We start from the raw sequence: 18,776 nt of genomic DNA, 5'->3' as shown, positions 1-18,776 counted from the left end.
TAAAGATTCTAGCGATGAAACAGGGCATGGCAAAATCGTCACAACGAAAGATGATTATCACCCTACGACCTGCCTGCCGCTGGCAAGGATTCCGTCCCGTTTCCTTTGTCACGGGACAAGTTATGACCATTTAAAACCAAATTATAGACACATGAAAATAGAAATATGGTCTGATGTAGCCTGTCCTTTTTGCTACATCGGAAAAAGAAAAATAGAAAAGGCAATTGCAAAATTCCCCCACAAAGATCAAATAGAGATCGAGTGGAAAAGTTTCCTCCTTAATCCTGATCAGATCACGCAGCCAAACAGGAGTTCTGAGGAATATCTGGCCGATGCAAAAGGCTGGACTTTGGAACAGACGAGGGAGATCACCGCAAATGTAGCCAACATGGCTGCCCAAGAAGGTTTAGAATATCATCTGGACAAAACCGTGGTAGCAAACACCAAGAAAGCCCACCGAATTTTGCACTTGGCAAAAAGTACTGGGAAAGGTGATGAGATGAAAGAAAACTTGCTTAAGGCATACTTTACTGATACACTCAATATTGATGATGATGCAGTTTTACTGACTTTGGCCACGGAAATTGGACTGGAAGAAAGTAATGTCATGGGAGTGCTGCATTCTGATAAGTTTGGTGATGAGGTAGATCAGGATATCTACGAATCCCGACAGCTTGGAGTAAAGGGGGTACCATTCTTTGTATTGGACAGGAAATTTGGAATTTCAGGAGCTCAACCGGACGGGGTTTTCGAGGAGACACTGGCAAAAGCATGGAGCGAATTTGCGAAAGCAAATCCTACACTTGAAATCTCAGAAGGGGATGGCGAGGCCTGCGGGATCGATGGGGAGACTTGCTAAAGTAATTTTATGAACTTCAGAGGTGATGTCAGAACATGAAATAGGACTTGAATGAGCCAATTTTCAACGGTTTGGGGATTTTTTTTCATGGTTTACGCAGACACTGGGAGACTTTTTTCATCTTTTATTTTATTGGAGTACCAACCATCAATAGCATAGTGTATTCAGTGCTCTAAAGCCCTACATTTTTTTTGGTTTGCCAATTATGGCATGCCACTTGAATCTAATAGAAGCATAATCTTAAATTTTAACACACTTAACATATGACTACTACAAAAGCAACCCTAGCTAATCATTTGAAATTGGATACCAAAGCCATGAAAAATGTATCAGACAAGCTAAATGACCTGCTTTCCGATTACCATATTTTCTACCAGAATGTAAGGGGATTTCACTGGAATGTGAAGGGAGAAAACTTCTTTGACCTGCACGTCAAATTTGAGGAACTGTATTCTCAACTCTATGAAAACATCGATGAAATGGCGGAAAGAATTGTAACCATTGGTTTCAAACCCCTGCATGCGTATTCCGATTACTTGAAAAACACAATACATAAAGAAATCACCGATGTATCCGACGGAGATGAATGTGTAAAGCACGTGATTGATGGTTTGGGCATTCTGGCGCAATCCCACCGAAAAGCAGCCAAGACAGCGGAAGAGGCTGATGATATTGCCACTGCTGATATGCTGACCAAATTTGTAGGAGATATTGAGAAAAGAATGTGGATGTTTACCATGTTCTCCAAGTAATTTCAAGAAAAGGCAAAATAAAACCGCAGCTCTCACTGCGGTTTTATTTTGCCCATTTTTCATTGAAAACGCTAGACCCCGCATCTTTAGGGCACTCTCAGCGTAGATTTTTTTTTGCAGGAGTTAATCAAAATAGGCAGAGTGTTCTTAATGGCAACTTATTTATTAATCGGAGAAAACCCATCAAATGTGAGCGAGAGATAGTAAAACCCGCCTATTTCAGGACCACCTGTATATTGGCTATAGCGATTATTGAGTAAATTGGTTCCACCCAGTTTAAAGGCTGTTTTAATGAAAGCAAATTTATAGGAGACTTGCGCATCAATAGTTTGGTAGGATTTTACAATCCCATTGGCCAAAGGGGCTTTCCATTCGAAAGCACTCTGAAATCTCCAAGCTATGCTATACCCCAAGTTTCTCATCAATTCTCTATCGGTGAGATTCATGTTCAAAATATGCTTGGGAGTATTGAAGGGAGTTTCCAGCCCATTGTCTCTATTGTCTACTTTGTTCAATTGCGCATGGCTGTAGTTTCCGGAGATAACCATTTTTCTATAAAAATTATATGATATTCCTACAGAAGTACCGAAGTTCTCATAAATGCTCTTGGAATTTGTCCACATGCGGTAGCGGGTGTGCAGGGAATTACTTTCCATTTCAAACCAAGTAGGATCGATTCCTCCTGCTTCCTTCCCTATAATTCCTGTCTTCGGAACCGCTATTTCTATTTGGTCTATGAAATTTTTGTACCGGTTAAAATAAAAGTCAACATCAAAATACAGTCTGTTTCCAAGTAAATTTGCTTTGTATCCAATGTCTATTGCTTTGATCTCCTCAGGGACCAAGTAGGTGTATTCATTCCTGCGAAGGATACCGGAATTGTTGATCACGGCAGTCCTGCTGTCTATGCCGTTGTTGATGTCAGCAGTATTTGCTTGTTGGAATGCATCCACAGAACTCCTTAAATAAGAATTTTCGAAAAGCTGTTGGTTTTTTGACATCAGTTCCAATCCTCCATACCGAATTACCCCTCCGTTATTGACGGTGCTGAATGCCTCGAAAAGTGTAGGGAATCGGAAACCATTCTGAACTGAGGTTCTAATATGATGCCGCTCATTTGGTGAGAGCACTGCTGCCAGTCGTGGATTAAATTTCGCATCAAAATATTGAGTTTTGTCTAACCTTCCAGAGACAAGGACCTTTAGTTTTTCTTGCCAAAACCTTCTGCTGATCTGAACAAACCCACCTATTTTTTTATAATGAAGTGTGGCAAACGGATCTTCCCCAATGGGATTTGAAAAACTATTCCCTTCGGGATGAATATTGAAATCCCTGAAATCAGCTCCAACCAAAAGATCTACGGCCTTTATTTCATTTTTGAAGTCATACTGTCCCTCCAGATGATAAAAACTATGCTCCATGACCAATTGGGCACCGGTATCCCAATTATTGATATGGGCTAGCTCACGTAGTTTATCATCAAAATCAGAAGTGCCCGGCTGAAATCTTCCTGCATCTGCTACACGACGGGCTACAGTATGAGAAACGGCAGGATTCCGGCCAAGTGCAATGGATTGATTATAGGCGTCAGAATAATCAGTAAACCAATCTTGATCGGATTTAAATGCCCTGTCCATATTCTCCCCGATAGGACGGAGGTTGTATGAGTCCAGTGTATGTTCTTTGGTCAAATAACCCTGTAAAAGATAATTATCCCCTCTAAGAGTAAGTTTATGCTGCTGGATTTGATAGTTGTCCAGCCTGATGCGGTTTCCTCTTTGATAGACTGCATCAGTAGTTCCTATTCTGTAGGTGTATGAGGCCTCGGTTTTTTCATTTGGCTTGAAGTGAATTGCCCCATCAGCTTTTATATTACTAACCTGATAGTTTTTATTGACTAGGTCTTTTTCATAGTATCCTGTTCTACGTATTTCATAACGTTTACCATCTGCAAGTGTCAGAATTTTTCGGTTTTGATTTTCATTTCCATAGGAATTGAGCGGATCAGAACCGGGATTTTCCACTCCGACCAGCCCTGTGGATTGGTTAGAGTTGGGACTAAGTTCATCCGTGCTATTTGCCACCCAGTCGGTTCCCTTAATCCATCCTATGTTAACTTTGAACGCCCACTTATCGTTGAGTTTTCCGGCATAGCGCAGGGCAGATTGAATGAAAGTTTTAGGCCCAAAATCCGGGCTATTCAGATGATTCAGACCTATTTGTTGGTAGAAACTAAGTCCGGTATAAAGAAACGGGGATTTGGTTATCATATTGGACGTTCCGTTTAGTGCATTCAGTCCATATAGTGCCGAAGAAGCTCCCGGAATGATTTCGATACTCTCTATATCCAATTCTGTTGGCCCTACGGTATTTGCTATAGAGACGCCCAATCCAGGTGCCTGTGTATCGGCTCCATCCACCATGGAGAGAAAGCGGGCGTTGGTGGTATTGGCAAAACCCCGGGTATTGGGGACTTTGAACCCCATACTTAGGGTGGTCATCTGGACTCCTTTGACAGATTCTATAGCGTCAAACAGGGAAGGGGCTGGTGATTCCCGCAGGTCTTTAATGGTTAACTTCTCGATTGCTACAGGGGATTCCATTACTGACTCCTCTACCCGTGAAGCCGTGATGACAACTTCTTCTGTATTGATCACAGATGGACGAAGTAGAATTTGGATTTCTTGGTTAACCGCTGTGATTGTGTACTCCTCACGTATATACCCTAAGCCGGTAATGACCAATGTTAGCGGGATGGTCTGACTGGATCTAAGAGTAAATCCACCTTCCAGATCGGTGGCAACTCCTTGTTGCGTGCCTTTGACCTGCACGGCAATCCCTACTAAAGTTTCTTTGGAATCTTTGTCGATGATTTTCCCCTTGATTTCCAATTGCTGTGCTGTCAGAGTTGAAGTGAAAAGAAACAAGCCAAGTGTGGTGTAAAGTAATCGGTTCATTTTATATCATATTAAATTGGTAGGAAAAGAATGATACAAATTAAAAGCGGATATTTTTTAAAACCTACAAATCCTATAAAATTGGTAGGAAATAAAATTATTGTGGTTAATTTTGGGACTGATACATTCATTCTTATCAATTGAACCTATGCAGCGAATCCTTATCAGACTAAAGACAGAGCCATTTTGGGCAATGTTTTTTGGTTTTGCCTTAATGATGTTTGGGCTCATTGTCACTCAGACATTCTCTCAAGCCATTGACAACTGGGAACTTGATATAGAATCTTTTTTATGGTTCTTGTTGGTAGGGTTTGTGGCACAAAGTATCGATGGAGCCTTGGGAATGGCTTACGGAGTCAGTTGTAATTCAATTTTGCTGGGGATCGGTGTACCTCCGGCTGCTGCATCTGCATGGGTACACTTTGCTCAGGTTTTTACGAGTTTGGCTTCAGGCATTTCTCATTGGAAAATGGGAAATGTAGATTGGAAACTGGCGAAGAAACTCCTGATTCCGGGTGTGTTAGGATCCATAATAGGGGCATTTTTACTTTCTAATATTGATGGAGATCTGGTAAAGCCGGTGATCGCGGTTTATTTATTCGTAATGGGTATTGTGATTTTGGGCAAAGTATTCAAAAAGAAAAAGCCAAAATTTAATCCCAACAGCAGAAGCTTACCCATCCTTGCAACGACGGGTGGTTTTGCCGATGCTGTTGGTGGTGGGGGATGGGGGCCGATTGTCAACAGTACCCTTCTTAGCAAAGGCAAAATCCCACGGTATGCCATTGGTACGGGTAACTTTGTCGAGTTTTTTGTTTCGTTGGCAAGTGCAAGCACCTTTCTTTACTTTGTAAAAGAACTGAGTTTGGCTCCAGTGCTCGGGCTGATTGTGGGTGGAGTTGTAGCAGCTCCTTTTGCAGCTTACATCTGCAAATTGGTCAAGCCAAAGTACCTTATGATTATGGTCGGACTACTGATTATTTTTCTGAGTATTCGAACGATGTACCTCACACTTGCCTAAAGAAATCTGGGCTTTTGGAGGAATTGTGTAATTTCAGGCAACCAAACTCCTGAGATGCTTTCCAAACGCGCTAAATACGCCATCAAAACCATTTTATATCTCCAAGATCATGTGGAAGATAAACCTCTTTCGGCAAAATTGATCTCGGCACACGAAAACATCCCTTATAAGTTTCTGGAGAATATCCTTCGTGATCTCAAAACCCATCAACTGGTGAAAAGTGTGCGCGGAGCTGAAGGAGGTTATACACTTGCCAAAGATCCGAATGAAATAACCGTTGCCCAGATCATGCGGGTAGTGGACGGGCCAATAGCTTTAATTCCCTGCGTTTCAGAGCGATTTTACGAATCTTGTGGGGAGTGTACCGACGAAGAAACCTGTAGAATTCGCAAACTTTTTTCTGAACTTAGAAATGAAATGCTTCCCATTCTGGAACGTCCCATCACGACACTTGCTGAGGACAGATAGATCTGCCAAGGAAATTTATAACTGCATCGTTATTTATTCCGCACTAATTTGAGACATTTTTAAAAGGAAAAAGCGGCAGATCTGAGTCCGCCGCTTCTAAAAATAGCTTGAAAAAGCTTTATGGATAATAGTACACGCTATTAAGTTAACACTTTTTTGCAAAAATCAAGACATTTCCACACTTTTTTTACTGCATCCGAACCGTCAGGTACTTGATGATCCCCGGAGCAACGTGTACCCAAGCAGAAGTCAAAGTTAGTCCTCCGGCTTCAAGTGCAGATTTCATCAAAAATCCTCTTCTGTTTTTCAAGTTACCCCGGGTTCGATTGTTGAGTTTGACTTTAAATTAGTATTTACATTCTCTTTTTTGATGATAAGTTTACCTCTACTTTCGTTTTCAGGTCTGATCGGTTATATATACGTTCAAAGGAATTGGGACCTGCTGAATTAATAAAGAAATGGATCAGGAAGAGAAAAATATAAACGCTAGAATAGCAAGGGGAGACTTTCTCAGTGAACTCCAATTTATCACCTCAAGAAGTGGGGGAGCAGGAGGGCAAAATGTCAATAAGGTGGAAACCAAAGTTCAACTGAAATTCAATATTCCCAATTCCCGTCAGTTGAGTGAGGAAGAAAAGAATCTGTTGCTGGAAAAGCTACAGACAAAGACAGATCAGACAGGCGTATTACAGCTGCAGTCTCAGGAAAAGCGTTCACAGATCCAAAACAAAGAACTGGTCATCCGAAAGTTTGAGGATTTGCTCCGCAAAGCTTTTCATAAAAAAAGAATTCGGAAAGCCACAAAACCCAAAAAGGGAGCAATTGAAAAAAGACTAAAAGCAAAGAAAAACCAGTCCGAAAAAAAAGCCAACCGTGGCTGGAAGGAATAGGGGCAGTGATCAGTGGACAGTCTCAGTAATCTATTACGGCCATGTCTAATTGTTCAGATATACTGATCAGTAATTTTAGGGCAAATTAGTGACCACCGAGATCAGTATTCTTTTATCAAAAGTGTAAAATTTTTGGAAGAGTCAGCTTCGTAAATTTGAATTGGGTGGTCACCCGAAGGTTTGAAGATTCTCAGCGTATATAGCTTTTCAGGATTTTCTACAAGTTGATTCTGATCTTTAAAATACAGGAGATTTGTATCTCCGATAGAAGGGTTTAACAGCCCTAGGCCATCAAATTCTTTGAAAGGAAATGAATCGTTGAAGAGCCCGTTTTGAGCTGTTGAGTCTTGAATTTTATGAAAATTCTGACTATAATCCATGGTGTGAGGAGTGAAGTTGAGATCGTACTTTTTCGAGCTGATAGCCTGAGAAAATGCAGAAATACATGTAACACTTGTGAATATCAGAAATAGTAGCAGTTCCTTCATCTGGCTTAACGTATAAAAATCATGGATCTATTACTTGAACAAGAATTGACAACGTAAAATCGAGTAGCTGGGTTTCAGTCTGTGAAAAAAGTTTTATAGTGTGACCTCCTTCCTACGTACTGCTTTGAAGTAGCTTTTTCATTATTCTTCTCTGAAAACAATTCCATTTTATCCGTACAAAAGGATAGTTTTGTCCTGGCAAACTTTTCTACGAAATGAAAAATATTTTAATCACAGGTGGAGCAGGTTATATTGGCTCCCACACCGCGGTCCAATTGGTAGAAGCGGGATACAATCCGATCATCATAGACGACCTTTCTAATTCAGAAGAAAAAGTCTTGGATAGATTGAAAGAGATTATTGGCAAAAGCCTTACTTTCTACAGAGGTGATTGCAGCGATCGCAATCTTTTAGATCAAATTGCCTCCGAGCATGTGATTGAAGGGGTTATTCATTTTGCAGCTTTCAAGGCTGTTGGTGAAAGTACGGTTCAGCCGCTGAAGTATTACCGAAATAACCTGGGATCCTTGCTTACGGTTCTTGATTTTATGGAGGCTAGGCAAATTAAAGATTTGGTTTTCTCTTCCTCATGTACTGTGTACGGCCAGCCTGAAATCTTGCCTGTGACAGAAGATACTCCCCGCCAGGACGCAGAGAGCCCATACGGGAATACTAAAAAAATATGTGAGGATATTCTGATGGATTTTGTAAAAAGCCGGTCTGGAATCCGGGTGATATCTTTGCGTTATTTCAATCCTGTGGGAGCTCATCCCAGCGGTAAAATCGGTGAATTACCTATTGGCACACCTGCTAACTTGGTTCCCTTTGTAACCCAAACAGCTGCAGGAATCCGTGAGAAACTTACTGTTTTCGGAGATGATTACGATACTGAGGATGGATCCTGTGTCAGGGATTTTATTCATGTAATGGATTTGGCTGATGCCCATGTGAAGGCTTTGGCATATCTGGGAGAGCAACAGGATAATTTCTATGATGTGTTCAATGTGGGCACAGGAAATGGAAACACCGTATTGGAAGTGATCAGAACCTTTGAAAAAGTCAACGGAGTAAAAGTTAATTTTGAAATAGGAAATAGAAGGGCAGGTGATATTGTGAAAATCTGGGCAGATACTGCCAAAATCAACACTGTGCTAAATTGGCATCCTAGTTATTCGCTGGAAGATTCTCTGAGAGATAGCTGGAATTGGCAAAAGACATTGTAAGGAAACACTTCGAAATTTCCAGTTTGACCTATACCCCCTATGAAACAAGCAATTTGTATATCACAGGGGGGTAGGTTGTATTTGGTTCCTAAGCTTCTCTTTTTAATGCGATAAGTTAATATGTGTGTACAGGCAAAGTATACTTTTTAGAGTAGTTTAGATATAACAGGGGAGGACTATCTTGTTGCTATTCAGATATTTAAAAATGCAGCAGAAAGCGAAAAATGTTAGTAATAGGTCTTCAACAGTCCCACATCCCCAAGTGCAAGTTTCGTGTGATTCACCACACTTTGGGCGAAATCAGCGACTTTACCTTAAAAAATCAGAAAGAAACCGGTGCGCTCTTTCTAATTAAAAAAGGCTTAGACAATCGCCTAAGCCTTAAGTGCACTCGGAAGGATTCGAACCCTCAACCCTCAGAGCCGAAATCTGATATTCTATCCAGTTGAACTACGAGTGCAGAAAGTAATGAGAATTGCTCCTCATTACTGTATTTTATGTTAAGCTTCCAGTACTGCCTGTACTTTTTCAGCAGCTTCTTTCAATGTAATTGCAGAAGAAACCTTCAATCCTGATTCGTCGATGATTTTTGCACCTTCTTCAGCATTAGTTCCCTGTAGTCTCACGATAATAGGAACTCTGATGTCTCCGATAGATTTGTAAGCTTCTACCACACCGCTGGCGATTCTGTCACATCTTACGATACCACCGAATACGTTGATCAGTATAGCTTTTACGTTAGGATCCTGAAGGATGATTCTGAAACCTGCTTCTACGGTAGTAGCATTTGCCCCTCCTCCCACATCTAGGAAGTTAGCAGGCTCGCCGCCGACCAATTTGATCATATCCATAGTAGCCATCGCAAGACCGGCACCATTCACCATGCAACCTACGTTTCCGTCCAGTTTCACATAGTTCAGTCCTGATTCTCCCGCCTCTACTTCCAATGGATCTTCTTCAGCCACATCTCTCAATGCCGCCAATCCCTTTTGTCTGTAAAGTGCATTGTCATCGATATTCACTTTGGCATCTACTGCCAAGATCTTATCATCGGAAGTCTTCAATACCGGGTTGATTTCAAACTGAGAAGAGTCAGTTCCTTCGTACGCATTGTAAAGGGCAGTGATGAATTTCACCATTTCTTTGAATGCATTACCGGAAAGACCAAGTCCAAATGCCACTTTTCTAGCTTGGAAAGCCTGAAGACCAACTTTAGGATCGATCCACTCCTTCATGATTTTCTCAGGAGTGTGCTCCGCAACTTCCTCGATGTCCATTCCACCTTCGGTAGAGGCCATGATCACGTTGCTTCCCGTAGCTCTGTCCAATAGGATAGAGAGGTAATATTCTTTTGGCTCAGAAGCTCCCGGATAGTATACATCCTCAGCGATCAAAACCTTATTTACTACTTTTCCTTCCGGACCGGTCTGGTGCGTAACCAATGTACCGCCAAGTATATTTTTAGCCTTTTCAGAGACATCTTCCAATTTTTTGGCAAGAACTACTCCGTTAGAACCGGTTTCGTTGACTTTGCCTTTTCCACGTCCACCTGCGTGAATCTGAGCTTTGATCACGTACCAGCTAGTACCGGTTTGCTCGTTTAACTTAACGGCTGCTTCATGAGCTGCTTCAGGGGTGTCTGCGACTATACCCTCCTGAATACGGACCCCGTAACCTTTTAATACTTCTTTAGCCTGATATTCGTGAATATTCATTCCTTTGGAAATTTTTGCCCGAAGTTAAGTCGTAAGACTCGATAAATCAACCCTGACTTTTTCCTTTTTCAGGAAAAAAAGCCGTTAATTTCCCATTGAGATAGGCATTTGTCCTATTTTTGAACGAATTAAACATGTTAGTATGCTGAAAGCCAACGGTATCCATAAATCTTATGGAAGCCTTCAAGTATTAAAAGGTGTGGACCTAGAAATTTTAACTTCTGAGATTGTTTCCATAGTCGGTTCCTCGGGAGCCGGCAAAAGCACCCTTCTTCATATTTTGGGTACTTTGGATCATCCTGACCAAGGTACTTTGGAGATGGATGGGAAAAAACTTCTCAGTCTGAAAGGGGAGGAGTTGGCAAAATTCAGAAATGAACGGATTGGATTTATTTTCCAATTTCATAATCTCCTGCCTGAATTCACCGCCCAGGAAAATATTATGATCCCGGGTTTTATCGGCCAGACTTCCACGGAAAAACTGAATAAGAAATCAGGAGAACTTGCCGAATTGTTGGGGATTTCACATAGGTTAGACCACAAGCCATCCACACTTTCCGGAGGTGAGCAACAAAGAGTAGCCGTGGCCAGGGCTTTGATCAATAGTCCTGCTGTGGTGTTTGCGGATGAACCGAGTGGAAATCTGGATACCCAAAATGCCCGGGGGCTGCATGAATTGTTTTTTACGCTTCGCAAAGAATTGGGTCAGGCTTTCGTAATCGTGACGCACAATGAGGAACTAGCAGAAATGGCCGACCGAAAAGTAGTGATGCAGGATGGACTGATCCTTTGAGGTATTTTTATCCTCGAAGGTTTTAATGTAGCTCCCGCAAAAGCGCGGCGGCGCAAAGGAAAATTAGTTGACAGTCTTCTACTTAGTTCGTCATAGGTAGCATAGCGCGGCGATCCTGTAGTAAGGAGCACACTCATGAGATTGCTTCGTCAAAACCGATTCCCTTCGCTCATTGGTTTTTCCTCGCAATGACGAACACCGACCTATGAGGTTCAAATAAATGTACCCATTATCAAGAACGCCGTAAATCCGATATCGTAAATCGTAAATAAACGAATCTCGAAGTGATCCACACTTCAGCAGCTATTCGTCATCGCGAGCAAAGCGCGGCGATCTCATCGTAATGAGTACTCATAAGAGATTGCCACGTCAAAAACAATTCCCTTTGGTCATTGATTTTTCCTCGCAATGACGAACGCGCCGAATGATGAGCAATGAAATCTAATGAGCCTATGAGGTTCAAATAAATGTACCCATTATCAAGAATGCCGTAAATCGTACTTCGTAAATCCAAAATCAAAACGGATTGCTCAGCAAATCAATTCCCCACATCAGCGGAAGCACAAAATACACCATCAAAGTCACCAAAATAATCGAAATGATATTTAGCCAAAAACCGGCACTCACCATATCCTTCATCTTCAAATAACCCGAACCAAAAACCACGGCATTGGGCGGAGTGGCCACCGGAAGCATAAAGGCACAACTGGCGGCCAAAGTAGCCCCAATCATCAATCCAAAAGGATGCAAATCCAGTTTGAAGGCCACCGAAGCAAGAATCGGAAGCAACATGGAAGCTGTCGCTACATTGGAAGTGACCTCGGTAAGGAAATTAACCGAAGCTACTATTACAAGGAGTAGGGCAATGTAGCTGATGCCCTCCAGCAGCGTGAATTTCTGACCGATCCATTCTGCAAGTCCTGTGCTCTGAAAACCCGCAGCCAAAGCCAGTCCGCCACCAAATAGAATCAACACTCCCCAAGGGATTTTCTCGGCAGTTTTCCAGTCCAAAATCCGCACATTCTTGGTAGAGGAGGGGAGGACAAAGAGGAGAACTACTCCTATCAATACAATGATCGTATCGTTTATTTCCGGTAGGAATTTCTCCAGTAAAAAACTCCGGGTAATCCATGCCAGGCAAACCAATCCGAAGACGATCATCACGGTTTTCTCTTCGAAATTAATCTTCCCAAGTGCTTCCAATTGCTTAGAAACGATGTTTTTACCATCAGTAAGGCTGAAGTTCTTGGGAAGTGGATTCGCTGAGTTCACCAGATAAAACCAGCAGATAAACAACAAAACAGCCGCTAATGGAAGTCCAAAAAGCAACCATTCGTTAAACCCGATGGTGTAACCATACAGATCAGAGACTACAGCGGCAAGTATCGTATTGGTAGGTGTGCCGATCAGCGTGGCAACTCCGCCTATGGAAGCTCCGTAAGCGATTCCCAGCATAATATTTTTACCCAAGCTATCCGCAATCACTGAATTAGAAGAACCTAGTTGATCTTTGAATTGATTGACCACTGCCAGACCGATGGGCAGCATCATCAGGGAAGTGGCTGAGTTGGAAATCCACATGGAGAGAATTCCGGTAGCAAGGATAAATCCCAAAACGATGCGTCGCAGATCAGTGCCTAATAAATTTATTATGTTAAGTGCAATTCTGCGGTGCAGATTCCATTTCTCAATTCCTGTGGCCAGAAGGAAACCGCCCATGTAGAGCATAACTGTAGGATGCATGTAGTTGCTCGATACATCTACTATAGGCAATATCCCGAGCATAGGCATAAATATCAGCGGGAGAAAAGCCGTGGCAGCAATAGGAATGGCTTCAGAGATCCACCAAATCGCCATCCAGGCAGCAAGCGCCAGCATGGCCCGGGATTCGGGAGTTAAGCCCGGAGAGTCCACGAGAAAAATAATAAGCAGAAAAGCTATAGGTCCAAGAAAAAGCCCCAGTCGGGGAAGTTGATTATTCATAAAGCTTGCAGGTCGGGGTATAGGGAATCCAGAGCCTTAAGTTAAAAATAAATGGGAAATGGAGGGAGATTGATTTTTGTATTTAACATAATATAAATTATGTAACAAATAGTAAAACTTCATCTAGGGCTAGAAGCCACATAGAACTCCTTTCTGATTTTAACAAGCATGTCATTCAATTCCTTTTTATCCGGTTGGTCTGGCAAATCAGATTTTTCATACACCGCATTGATAGAGGCAATCTTGGCCTCAGTGATTTCAACAAGCTCATCATATTGAAATTCACCCTTCTTTATTCTTAGCAGGTAATCTCTATCCTCCCTTCTGACATTAAGCTTTCCCTCCAAACCAATCTCTTCACACATGGTTAAAAGCCTGATAGTGTGCATCATATTCTTAGCGTCATAGTTCTTTCCGTGATCCAGTGTGTTTTGATACCTGGCATCATTCCTTTGTTCAACCCATTCCCAATACTCCCTGTAATCTTTACAATATTTAGAGTAAGCAGATTTGTTGAATGACATAACGGCAAGTGGCTCAATGCCTTTAGGGATAGAACTTAATGAAACCTCATTGGCGTTTTCCTTTCTAGCTATTCCTTTAAATGACGTTTCTCCGTAATACAAACCATACATCTCATGCATGTGTGGAATTCGTGAAAGACCGCATTTAGACTGATCTATTTTGTTGATGGCTAAAAAATCTATGACTGGAATCGAGCCTTGTTCATAAGCTATAAAACAGAAATCCAAAATACCTTTTCGTTCCTCTTCTACTGGATTCAGGATCTTCTTATTCAGTCCTTTGGCTTTTCTAACCTGTGTCATGGCATAGCCGCCAAAGGTTTCCTTGCATTGTTTCGACAGGAGATTCATGGATCTGATTTTTTCGAATGTTGAATGAACCTTGCGTACTGAATCACCTGGTGTATAGAGTAGTTCCAGGATGTTGGGATTGCTTTTTGAAAGCAGTTCAACAAAACGTTTTAGCTCATAGTAGACTATATCATTGGTTTCATTGTTGACCTGCTCTACATAGTTCAAACCAAAATAGTCTTCCTCTGGCAGTATGAAGACGCCTTTTACATCAACATCCGATTCAGGAGTGGCCAAACCATAGGCATGACTTCCGCTGAGACAGTCAAAGACAATGATATCTTTTGAATAGAGTTCTTCTAATGTCATTGGTATTCCCCTTTTACTACTTTTCGAAAGAAACTGTCCAACCGTTCAATATCTCCTTTTGCTGAAGGCAGGTCGTTTGCAACAGCTTCATTTTCCTTAATGGTTTCTGTAAGAAAATCATCAATTAAAGGCTCTTTTTTGTGCAGATAATCTTCATTTTTTAGAGCTTTTATTTTGATGAGTTCTAGGATTTTTTCACGCATCTCTTCCGTTACGACATCAAGCATCTTTGTCAATTCGATGTGCGGAATAGTCCCCATCTCTCGCACCCATTTTCCAGCGATAGCGGTTCTAAGTGCGTAGAAATACTTCTTAAGTTTGATACGATCATTTTCTTTACAAGCTTCATAGTACTTCTTTGACATACTCAGGTAATGATGCATGACGGCAATTGGAGAAAAGTACGCTAAGCATAAGTCTTGAATATCCTGAAAGAATCTATTTTCCGCCTGATAGACGATTGGAGATTGTAACCATTCCAATAAAGGTGGATTTGATTTCCAAAGCAGCCCGAGCGCTTTCTTGATTTCCCAACCACCAATATCCAGATCATCATTAATTGGAAGATCAATGGTGTCTTTTTTATCCAAGAGTGACAAGTGCCAATCAAGATCTTGTGTATAGATGAAGCGAACATCATAATCGCTATTTGGAGATGGGAATCCCCAAGCCCGCGAGCCTGATTCGCAGGCAAAGAGGATCTTGATTGAATGTGTATTCTCTAGTTCAGAAAGCTGATTCTTAATCAATTCATACATAAGTTCTCTCCACTATGTCAAATTCGTCACTGATTGCTTTGATTGGGACAGCTGATCCTTGGTAAATTTTGGAATGAATTTCTCCAATTACTACGCTCGCCAAATAGATAAAGTCTTCTTTGAGCTTCATAGCTCCAAATTCATCAATACTATTTGAATGAGCATATACGTTTCTTTGTGCATATACTTGATCTAAAACAGTGTTAACCCATCGCTCTATATCCTTAATAAAGTCTTCTTTTCTTTCCGTGTGATGTTTAGCCATTTGCAGATTCTTACTTAATACTCGAGAGCCAATTTTCTCTGACATGGTTAAGAAATTCTGTTTAAAATCATTGCCAGCAATAATCTTCTGCCCAATTTCAATATGAAGAATTTCCAGTTTTGTTTGGTCTGCTTCTGAAAAAGATTGATAGGATTCTTCCAAAAAATTGAATTGTCTCCCTAGTGAGTCATAAAAAAAGCCTTTTAAGTAGTTGATATAATGCCGGTCCAATCTTAGAATAAGACATTTTAATGAAAACCTCTTAATCTCGTGAACATCGTTAGGAAAAAATGATTCAAATACCTTAATCCACAGTTCATTGAATTTGAATTTCCAAGGTTCGTTCCGATACTTCTGAAGCAATGAATTACACTCGATCACTTTTTTGTTCAATAGATCTTTCACACTAAGGCAATTCATGTAGTCAACAAAGTCTTGTGCCATTTTTAGTTGGGGCATCTGCAATTTCAATTCCTCAACTTGGTTGAATGGACGATGGGGAGATTTAACCGAATAAAACTCCGAGGAAAGTATTATATGGTTCCTGACATCAATAATGCCATTATGTTGGACACAAAATGTGTCGTACATATTCCTTATTCGGTTTAGACCCACAAGTGTTTCTTGCGCACTTTTGAAAGCTTTGAATAGACTTCCTTGACCAATTAAGAAACCATCCTCATATTGATATTGGAAAGGAACTAAAATATTACAAGTAGATTTCTTTTCCTCAACATAAAACAATTCTGATTCTACCCAACTTTGATAAATCCATTCCTTAACTCCTTGTCTTTTTATTTTAGATTGAGTCTGTGGATTATATATTTCACTACCCCAAAGTTTAACCGGTTTATCTAACTGGAAATCAATTCCATCAACTTTGAAAATGTAATAACCATCATGAGGTTTCCTTAGAAGAAAAGTTTGTAACCCTCTCAATCGAGTCCCTAAAGTAACATTTTGTGTATATTCAGGGATTTTGTTTTCCTCAAAAACTTCATGAGGAAACCCTGCCTCCATAAAGAGAATAATATCAGGTACTCTTTTTATGAAATCTATGGAATATCCTATGTGGAAAAACTCAACAATTAAAGCATTAACTAAAAAATCTAAATCTTGCTCTATTCTGCTATCTAAGTCTTTCTCATTAGAAAATATTTTAACCAAATAATTAGTTATAAGCCCCGTGTAATCAGAGTTTTGATCACCTAATATTAAATTCCGTATCTCCGAAATTTTATTGACCGCTTCTTTCCGTGAATATTTATCCTTATTTGATTCAAGCTCCTTTTTAATCTTGTCGAAGCTTTTTTTAATCTCTAAATTCTCTCGAATAAAAAGATTTCCTTTTTGAAATAAGCCAGACGACAAGTACAATTTTAGAATATTACTTATTGATCTTTTTACATGTTGATCACCTGTAGATTCTAATTCTACAAGACAATTACTAAGTAGTGATCGGTGAGAATCAAACCTGGCTGCATCTAAGTACAGTGATTTATCCCTTTTGTCAGTATGTAAAACCAATGACCAGTAATGATGAAAATACTCAAGCTTTTTATTGAGGATTTGATCTGGAACTCCATCTTTCTGGAAAAGAATTTTTCTGAATCTCATACTTTCAATTTTACAACCTCGGATCAACAGCTTTGCTTTCTAAAGCCATCACTCCAAATATACATTCCTCTATTCTTCAAGATTTTTATGTTCTTATCCAATGATGTGACGACCATCCCCTCTCCTCCTCTTTCAGCCAATTCAGTCCAACACTTAATTGCGTCTATGATTACCTGTTTTTTATTCTCCAAAATCCTCTAGTTCCTCCAACTCTTTCTATTGCTTTCTTTTCTTTCAGTGCGTCAAAATGTCCTTGTGCAGCTGAATTATTGATACCTAGCCTTTCGGCCACTTCCCTGTATCCAATTTTATCATTCTCCCTAATTAATTCTAACACCTCAATTTGCCTATCTGTAAGTTCTATTGCACCACCTATTGCACCACCTATTGCACCACCTATTGCACCACCTGCTTTTTTTATAGTTTTCTTAAATTCACCATGAATCGGAAACTCTATAATGAAGTGCCTTCTATCAGGATCATCTGTGTCGAATGAAGGCTTGTTAGAGCCGTTATCATGTAGGGACTTTATAATCGTAGGAATGCCGGTACCTCGACCTTCTGTCAACCGTAGCTCCTTCAAAAATTCTCCCACACGTCTATTTCTGTATCTTCTTGCTCTGATCACTCCTTTGTCAAAATCTTTCTGCTTAATAGATGGATCTACACCATTGTAGCTTATGATCCCTATGCTATCAGGCAGAATTCTGACTTCAATAGGTTCCTGTAATTCATAATTGCGATGATACACCGCATTGGAGAGCGCTTCTTCAATAGCTTGATACGGATAATTATAGATCTTATCTGATTCCTCCCGATTAGCATGCTTGACTACTTTACCCTTGATGATATTTGTTTTCAGGAAGGACAGCACGTCCACTAACTGATGCTGAATGGGGCCATCAAAAGTCTTTTCATTGAAACGCTTGGCCCCTAGCCCATCCGGGAATTCTACTACATCTATTTTGGCGTAGGGAAAATACTTCTCAGTATCCTCAGAAAACATCAGCAAGCCCACATTTTTTGGAAAGCGGTACTCCTTAGATCCCTGACAAAGATTCATTTGCTCTGCCAACTGCTCCACGCTCATTTTTGCACTTTTGCTGTAAAGCTTACTTCCCGTCTGAGCCAAATGCTCTCGCATCAGGCCAAAATTCAGGTCGGCTACTTTCGCTTGGGTATTCACCCGATCATCAAAAGGAATCTTGGCTGTAAGCTGAACTAATTCTGCTTCTTGTTCAATACTGGGTATTATGCTACTGGAATACTGTCTGATTCTATAATTATATGTTTTTTGTTTTGCCAAGACATCATCGGGAACTTTGTAAGGTCGATTGCTACCTGAAGGTACCCAGATCACAAGCACAAGCTTTTCATCAACTTCTTCTAACGACAATCGAGGGAAATATGGAGGCTGCACCAAATTAGCATAGATCACCATTTGCTTTTGTATCTTTTCCAAATCATTCGGATTAAATCCAAAAACGGGACGAACCGGCCTGCCATCTACCTCTTCTACTCCTAGTATAATGTAACCACTTCCGGTATTCTCAAAATCATTGGCAAAAGCGCAAACAGTACGCATAATGGCCTTCGGGTTCCAGCCTTTTTTAAGTTCCAGCCTTTCTCCTTCCACGATTTTGCCAGATAATAAGTCTTCTATGGTGATCAGTAAACTCATCTTTTCCAGACTTCAGGGTTTAATTCTTGATGGATTTTAAATATCATCCGTAAACGACTTACTGTATCCAACTATGTTTTCTGATCTCCGATCTAACGTTGATGATATGTCTGTCTTCAGAA

16 protein-coding genes and 1 tRNA gene are annotated in these 18,776 nt (G+C 40.7%); 7 read left to right on the top strand and 10 right to left on the bottom strand.

Annotation, left to right across the window (positions count from 1 at the left end):
- Positions 1-151: 151 nt before the first annotated feature.
- Both ID165_RS07735 and ID165_RS07730 read left to right on the top strand, forming a co-directional pair.
- Entirely contained in the window at positions 152-859 is a 708-nt protein-coding gene (locus tag ID165_RS07735) for a DsbA family protein (RefSeq protein ID WP_192349786.1), read from the top strand.
- A 263-nt stretch (positions 860-1,122) separates the two neighbouring features.
- Entirely contained in the window at positions 1,123-1,611 is a 489-nt protein-coding gene (locus tag ID165_RS07730) for a Dps family protein (protein WP_192349785.1), read from the top strand.
- 158 nt (positions 1,612-1,769) lie between these two features.
- Here ID165_RS07730 and ID165_RS07725 read toward each other — a convergent pair whose 3' ends face one another.
- Complete coding sequence (locus ID165_RS07725) at positions 1,770-4,568, bottom strand: TonB-dependent receptor (RefSeq protein ID WP_192349784.1); 2,799 nt, start codon at positions 4,566-4,568, stop codon at positions 1,770-1,772.
- Positions 4,569-4,716: 148 nt separating this feature from the next.
- On the opposite strand from ID165_RS07725, the gene ID165_RS07720 reads away from it, so the two are divergent.
- On the top strand, positions 4,717-5,589 hold the full coding sequence (locus ID165_RS07720) for a sulfite exporter TauE/SafE family protein (RefSeq protein ID WP_192349783.1): 873 nt from the start codon (positions 4,717-4,719) through the stop codon (positions 5,587-5,589).
- A gap of 54 nt (positions 5,590-5,643) precedes the next feature.
- Entirely contained in the window at positions 5,644-6,057 is a 414-nt protein-coding gene (locus ID165_RS07715; protein ID WP_192349782.1) for an Rrf2 family transcriptional regulator, read from the top strand.
- A 187-nt stretch (positions 6,058-6,244) separates the two neighbouring features.
- On the opposite strand, the gene ID165_RS26905 is transcribed toward ID165_RS07715, so the two are convergent.
- On the bottom strand, positions 6,245-6,367 hold the full coding sequence (locus tag ID165_RS26905) for a hypothetical protein (RefSeq protein WP_255505167.1): 123 nt from the start codon (positions 6,365-6,367) through the stop codon (positions 6,245-6,247).
- 148 nt (positions 6,368-6,515) lie between these two features.
- Here ID165_RS26905 and arfB point away from each other — a divergent pair, with 148 nt between their 5' ends.
- Positions 6,516-6,947, top strand: a complete 432-nt coding sequence (gene arfB, locus ID165_RS07710; RefSeq protein WP_192349781.1) for an alternative ribosome rescue aminoacyl-tRNA hydrolase ArfB — start codon at positions 6,516-6,518, stop codon at positions 6,945-6,947.
- Between the two features lie 101 nt (positions 6,948-7,048).
- Here arfB and ID165_RS07705 read toward each other — a convergent pair whose 3' ends face one another.
- Complete coding sequence (locus tag ID165_RS07705) at positions 7,049-7,435, bottom strand: hypothetical protein (protein WP_192349780.1); 387 nt, start codon at positions 7,433-7,435, stop codon at positions 7,049-7,051.
- 215 nt (positions 7,436-7,650) lie between these two features.
- Between ID165_RS07705 and galE the strand changes: the two genes are divergently transcribed.
- Positions 7,651-8,658, top strand: a complete 1,008-nt coding sequence (galE, locus tag ID165_RS07700; RefSeq protein WP_192349779.1) for a UDP-glucose 4-epimerase GalE — start codon at positions 7,651-7,653, stop codon at positions 8,656-8,658.
- Positions 8,659-9,044: 386 nt separating this feature from the next.
- On the opposite strand, the gene ID165_RS07695 is transcribed toward galE, so the two are convergent.
- Together ID165_RS07695 and sucC are read right to left on the bottom strand one after the other, a co-directional pair.
- Positions 9,045-9,118 (bottom strand) — tRNA-Arg (locus tag ID165_RS07695).
- Positions 9,119-9,158: 40 nt separating this feature from the next.
- Positions 9,159-10,373, bottom strand: a complete 1,215-nt coding sequence (gene sucC, locus ID165_RS07690; RefSeq protein WP_192349778.1) for an ADP-forming succinate--CoA ligase subunit beta — start codon at positions 10,371-10,373, stop codon at positions 9,159-9,161.
- 142 nt (positions 10,374-10,515) lie between these two features.
- Between sucC and ID165_RS07685 the strand changes: the two genes are divergently transcribed.
- Positions 10,516-11,166 carry an ABC transporter ATP-binding protein gene (locus ID165_RS07685; protein WP_192349777.1) on the top strand — a complete coding sequence of 217 codons (651 nt, stop codon included), beginning with the start codon at positions 10,516-10,518 and terminating at the stop codon, positions 11,164-11,166.
- Positions 11,167-11,682: 516 nt separating this feature from the next.
- On the opposite strand, the gene ID165_RS07680 is transcribed toward ID165_RS07685, so the two are convergent.
- The 5 genes from ID165_RS07680 to ID165_RS07655 all read right to left on the bottom strand — a co-directional run bounded on the left by ID165_RS07680 (position 11,683) and on the right by ID165_RS07655 (position 18,654).
- Positions 11,683-13,149: a DASS family sodium-coupled anion symporter gene (locus ID165_RS07680; RefSeq protein WP_192349776.1), complete on the bottom strand. Its 1,467-nt coding sequence runs from the start codon at positions 13,147-13,149 to the stop codon at positions 11,683-11,685.
- Between the two features lie 119 nt (positions 13,150-13,268).
- A complete protein-coding gene (locus ID165_RS07675) occupies positions 13,269-14,333 on the bottom strand; it encodes a DNA polymerase beta superfamily protein (protein ID WP_192349775.1) in 1,065 nt (354 codons plus the stop codon).
- A complete protein-coding gene (locus ID165_RS07670; protein ID WP_192349774.1) occupies positions 14,330-15,091 on the bottom strand; it encodes a nucleotidyltransferase domain-containing protein in 762 nt (253 codons plus the stop codon). Before ID165_RS07670 ends, ID165_RS07675 begins: the two co-directional genes overlap by 4 nt.
- Entirely contained in the window at positions 15,084-16,973 is a 1,890-nt protein-coding gene (locus ID165_RS07665; protein WP_192349773.1) for a hypothetical protein, read from the bottom strand. Before ID165_RS07665 ends, ID165_RS07670 begins: the two co-directional genes overlap by 8 nt.
- Before the next feature lie 169 nt (positions 16,974-17,142).
- The gene (locus tag ID165_RS07655) at positions 17,143-18,654 is read right to left on the bottom strand and encodes an RNA-binding domain-containing protein (RefSeq protein WP_192349772.1); all 1,512 of its coding nucleotides are present in this window, start codon (positions 18,652-18,654) and stop codon (positions 17,143-17,145) included.
- Positions 18,655-18,776: the final 122 nt, after the last annotated feature.

This window comes from Algoriphagus sp. Y33 (assembly GCF_014838715.1).
Classification (GTDB): Bacteria; Bacteroidota; Bacteroidia; order Cytophagales; family Cyclobacteriaceae; genus Algoriphagus.
Note: the sequence above shows the minus strand (reverse complement) of the source record. Positions and strands in the feature narration are given on the sequence as shown.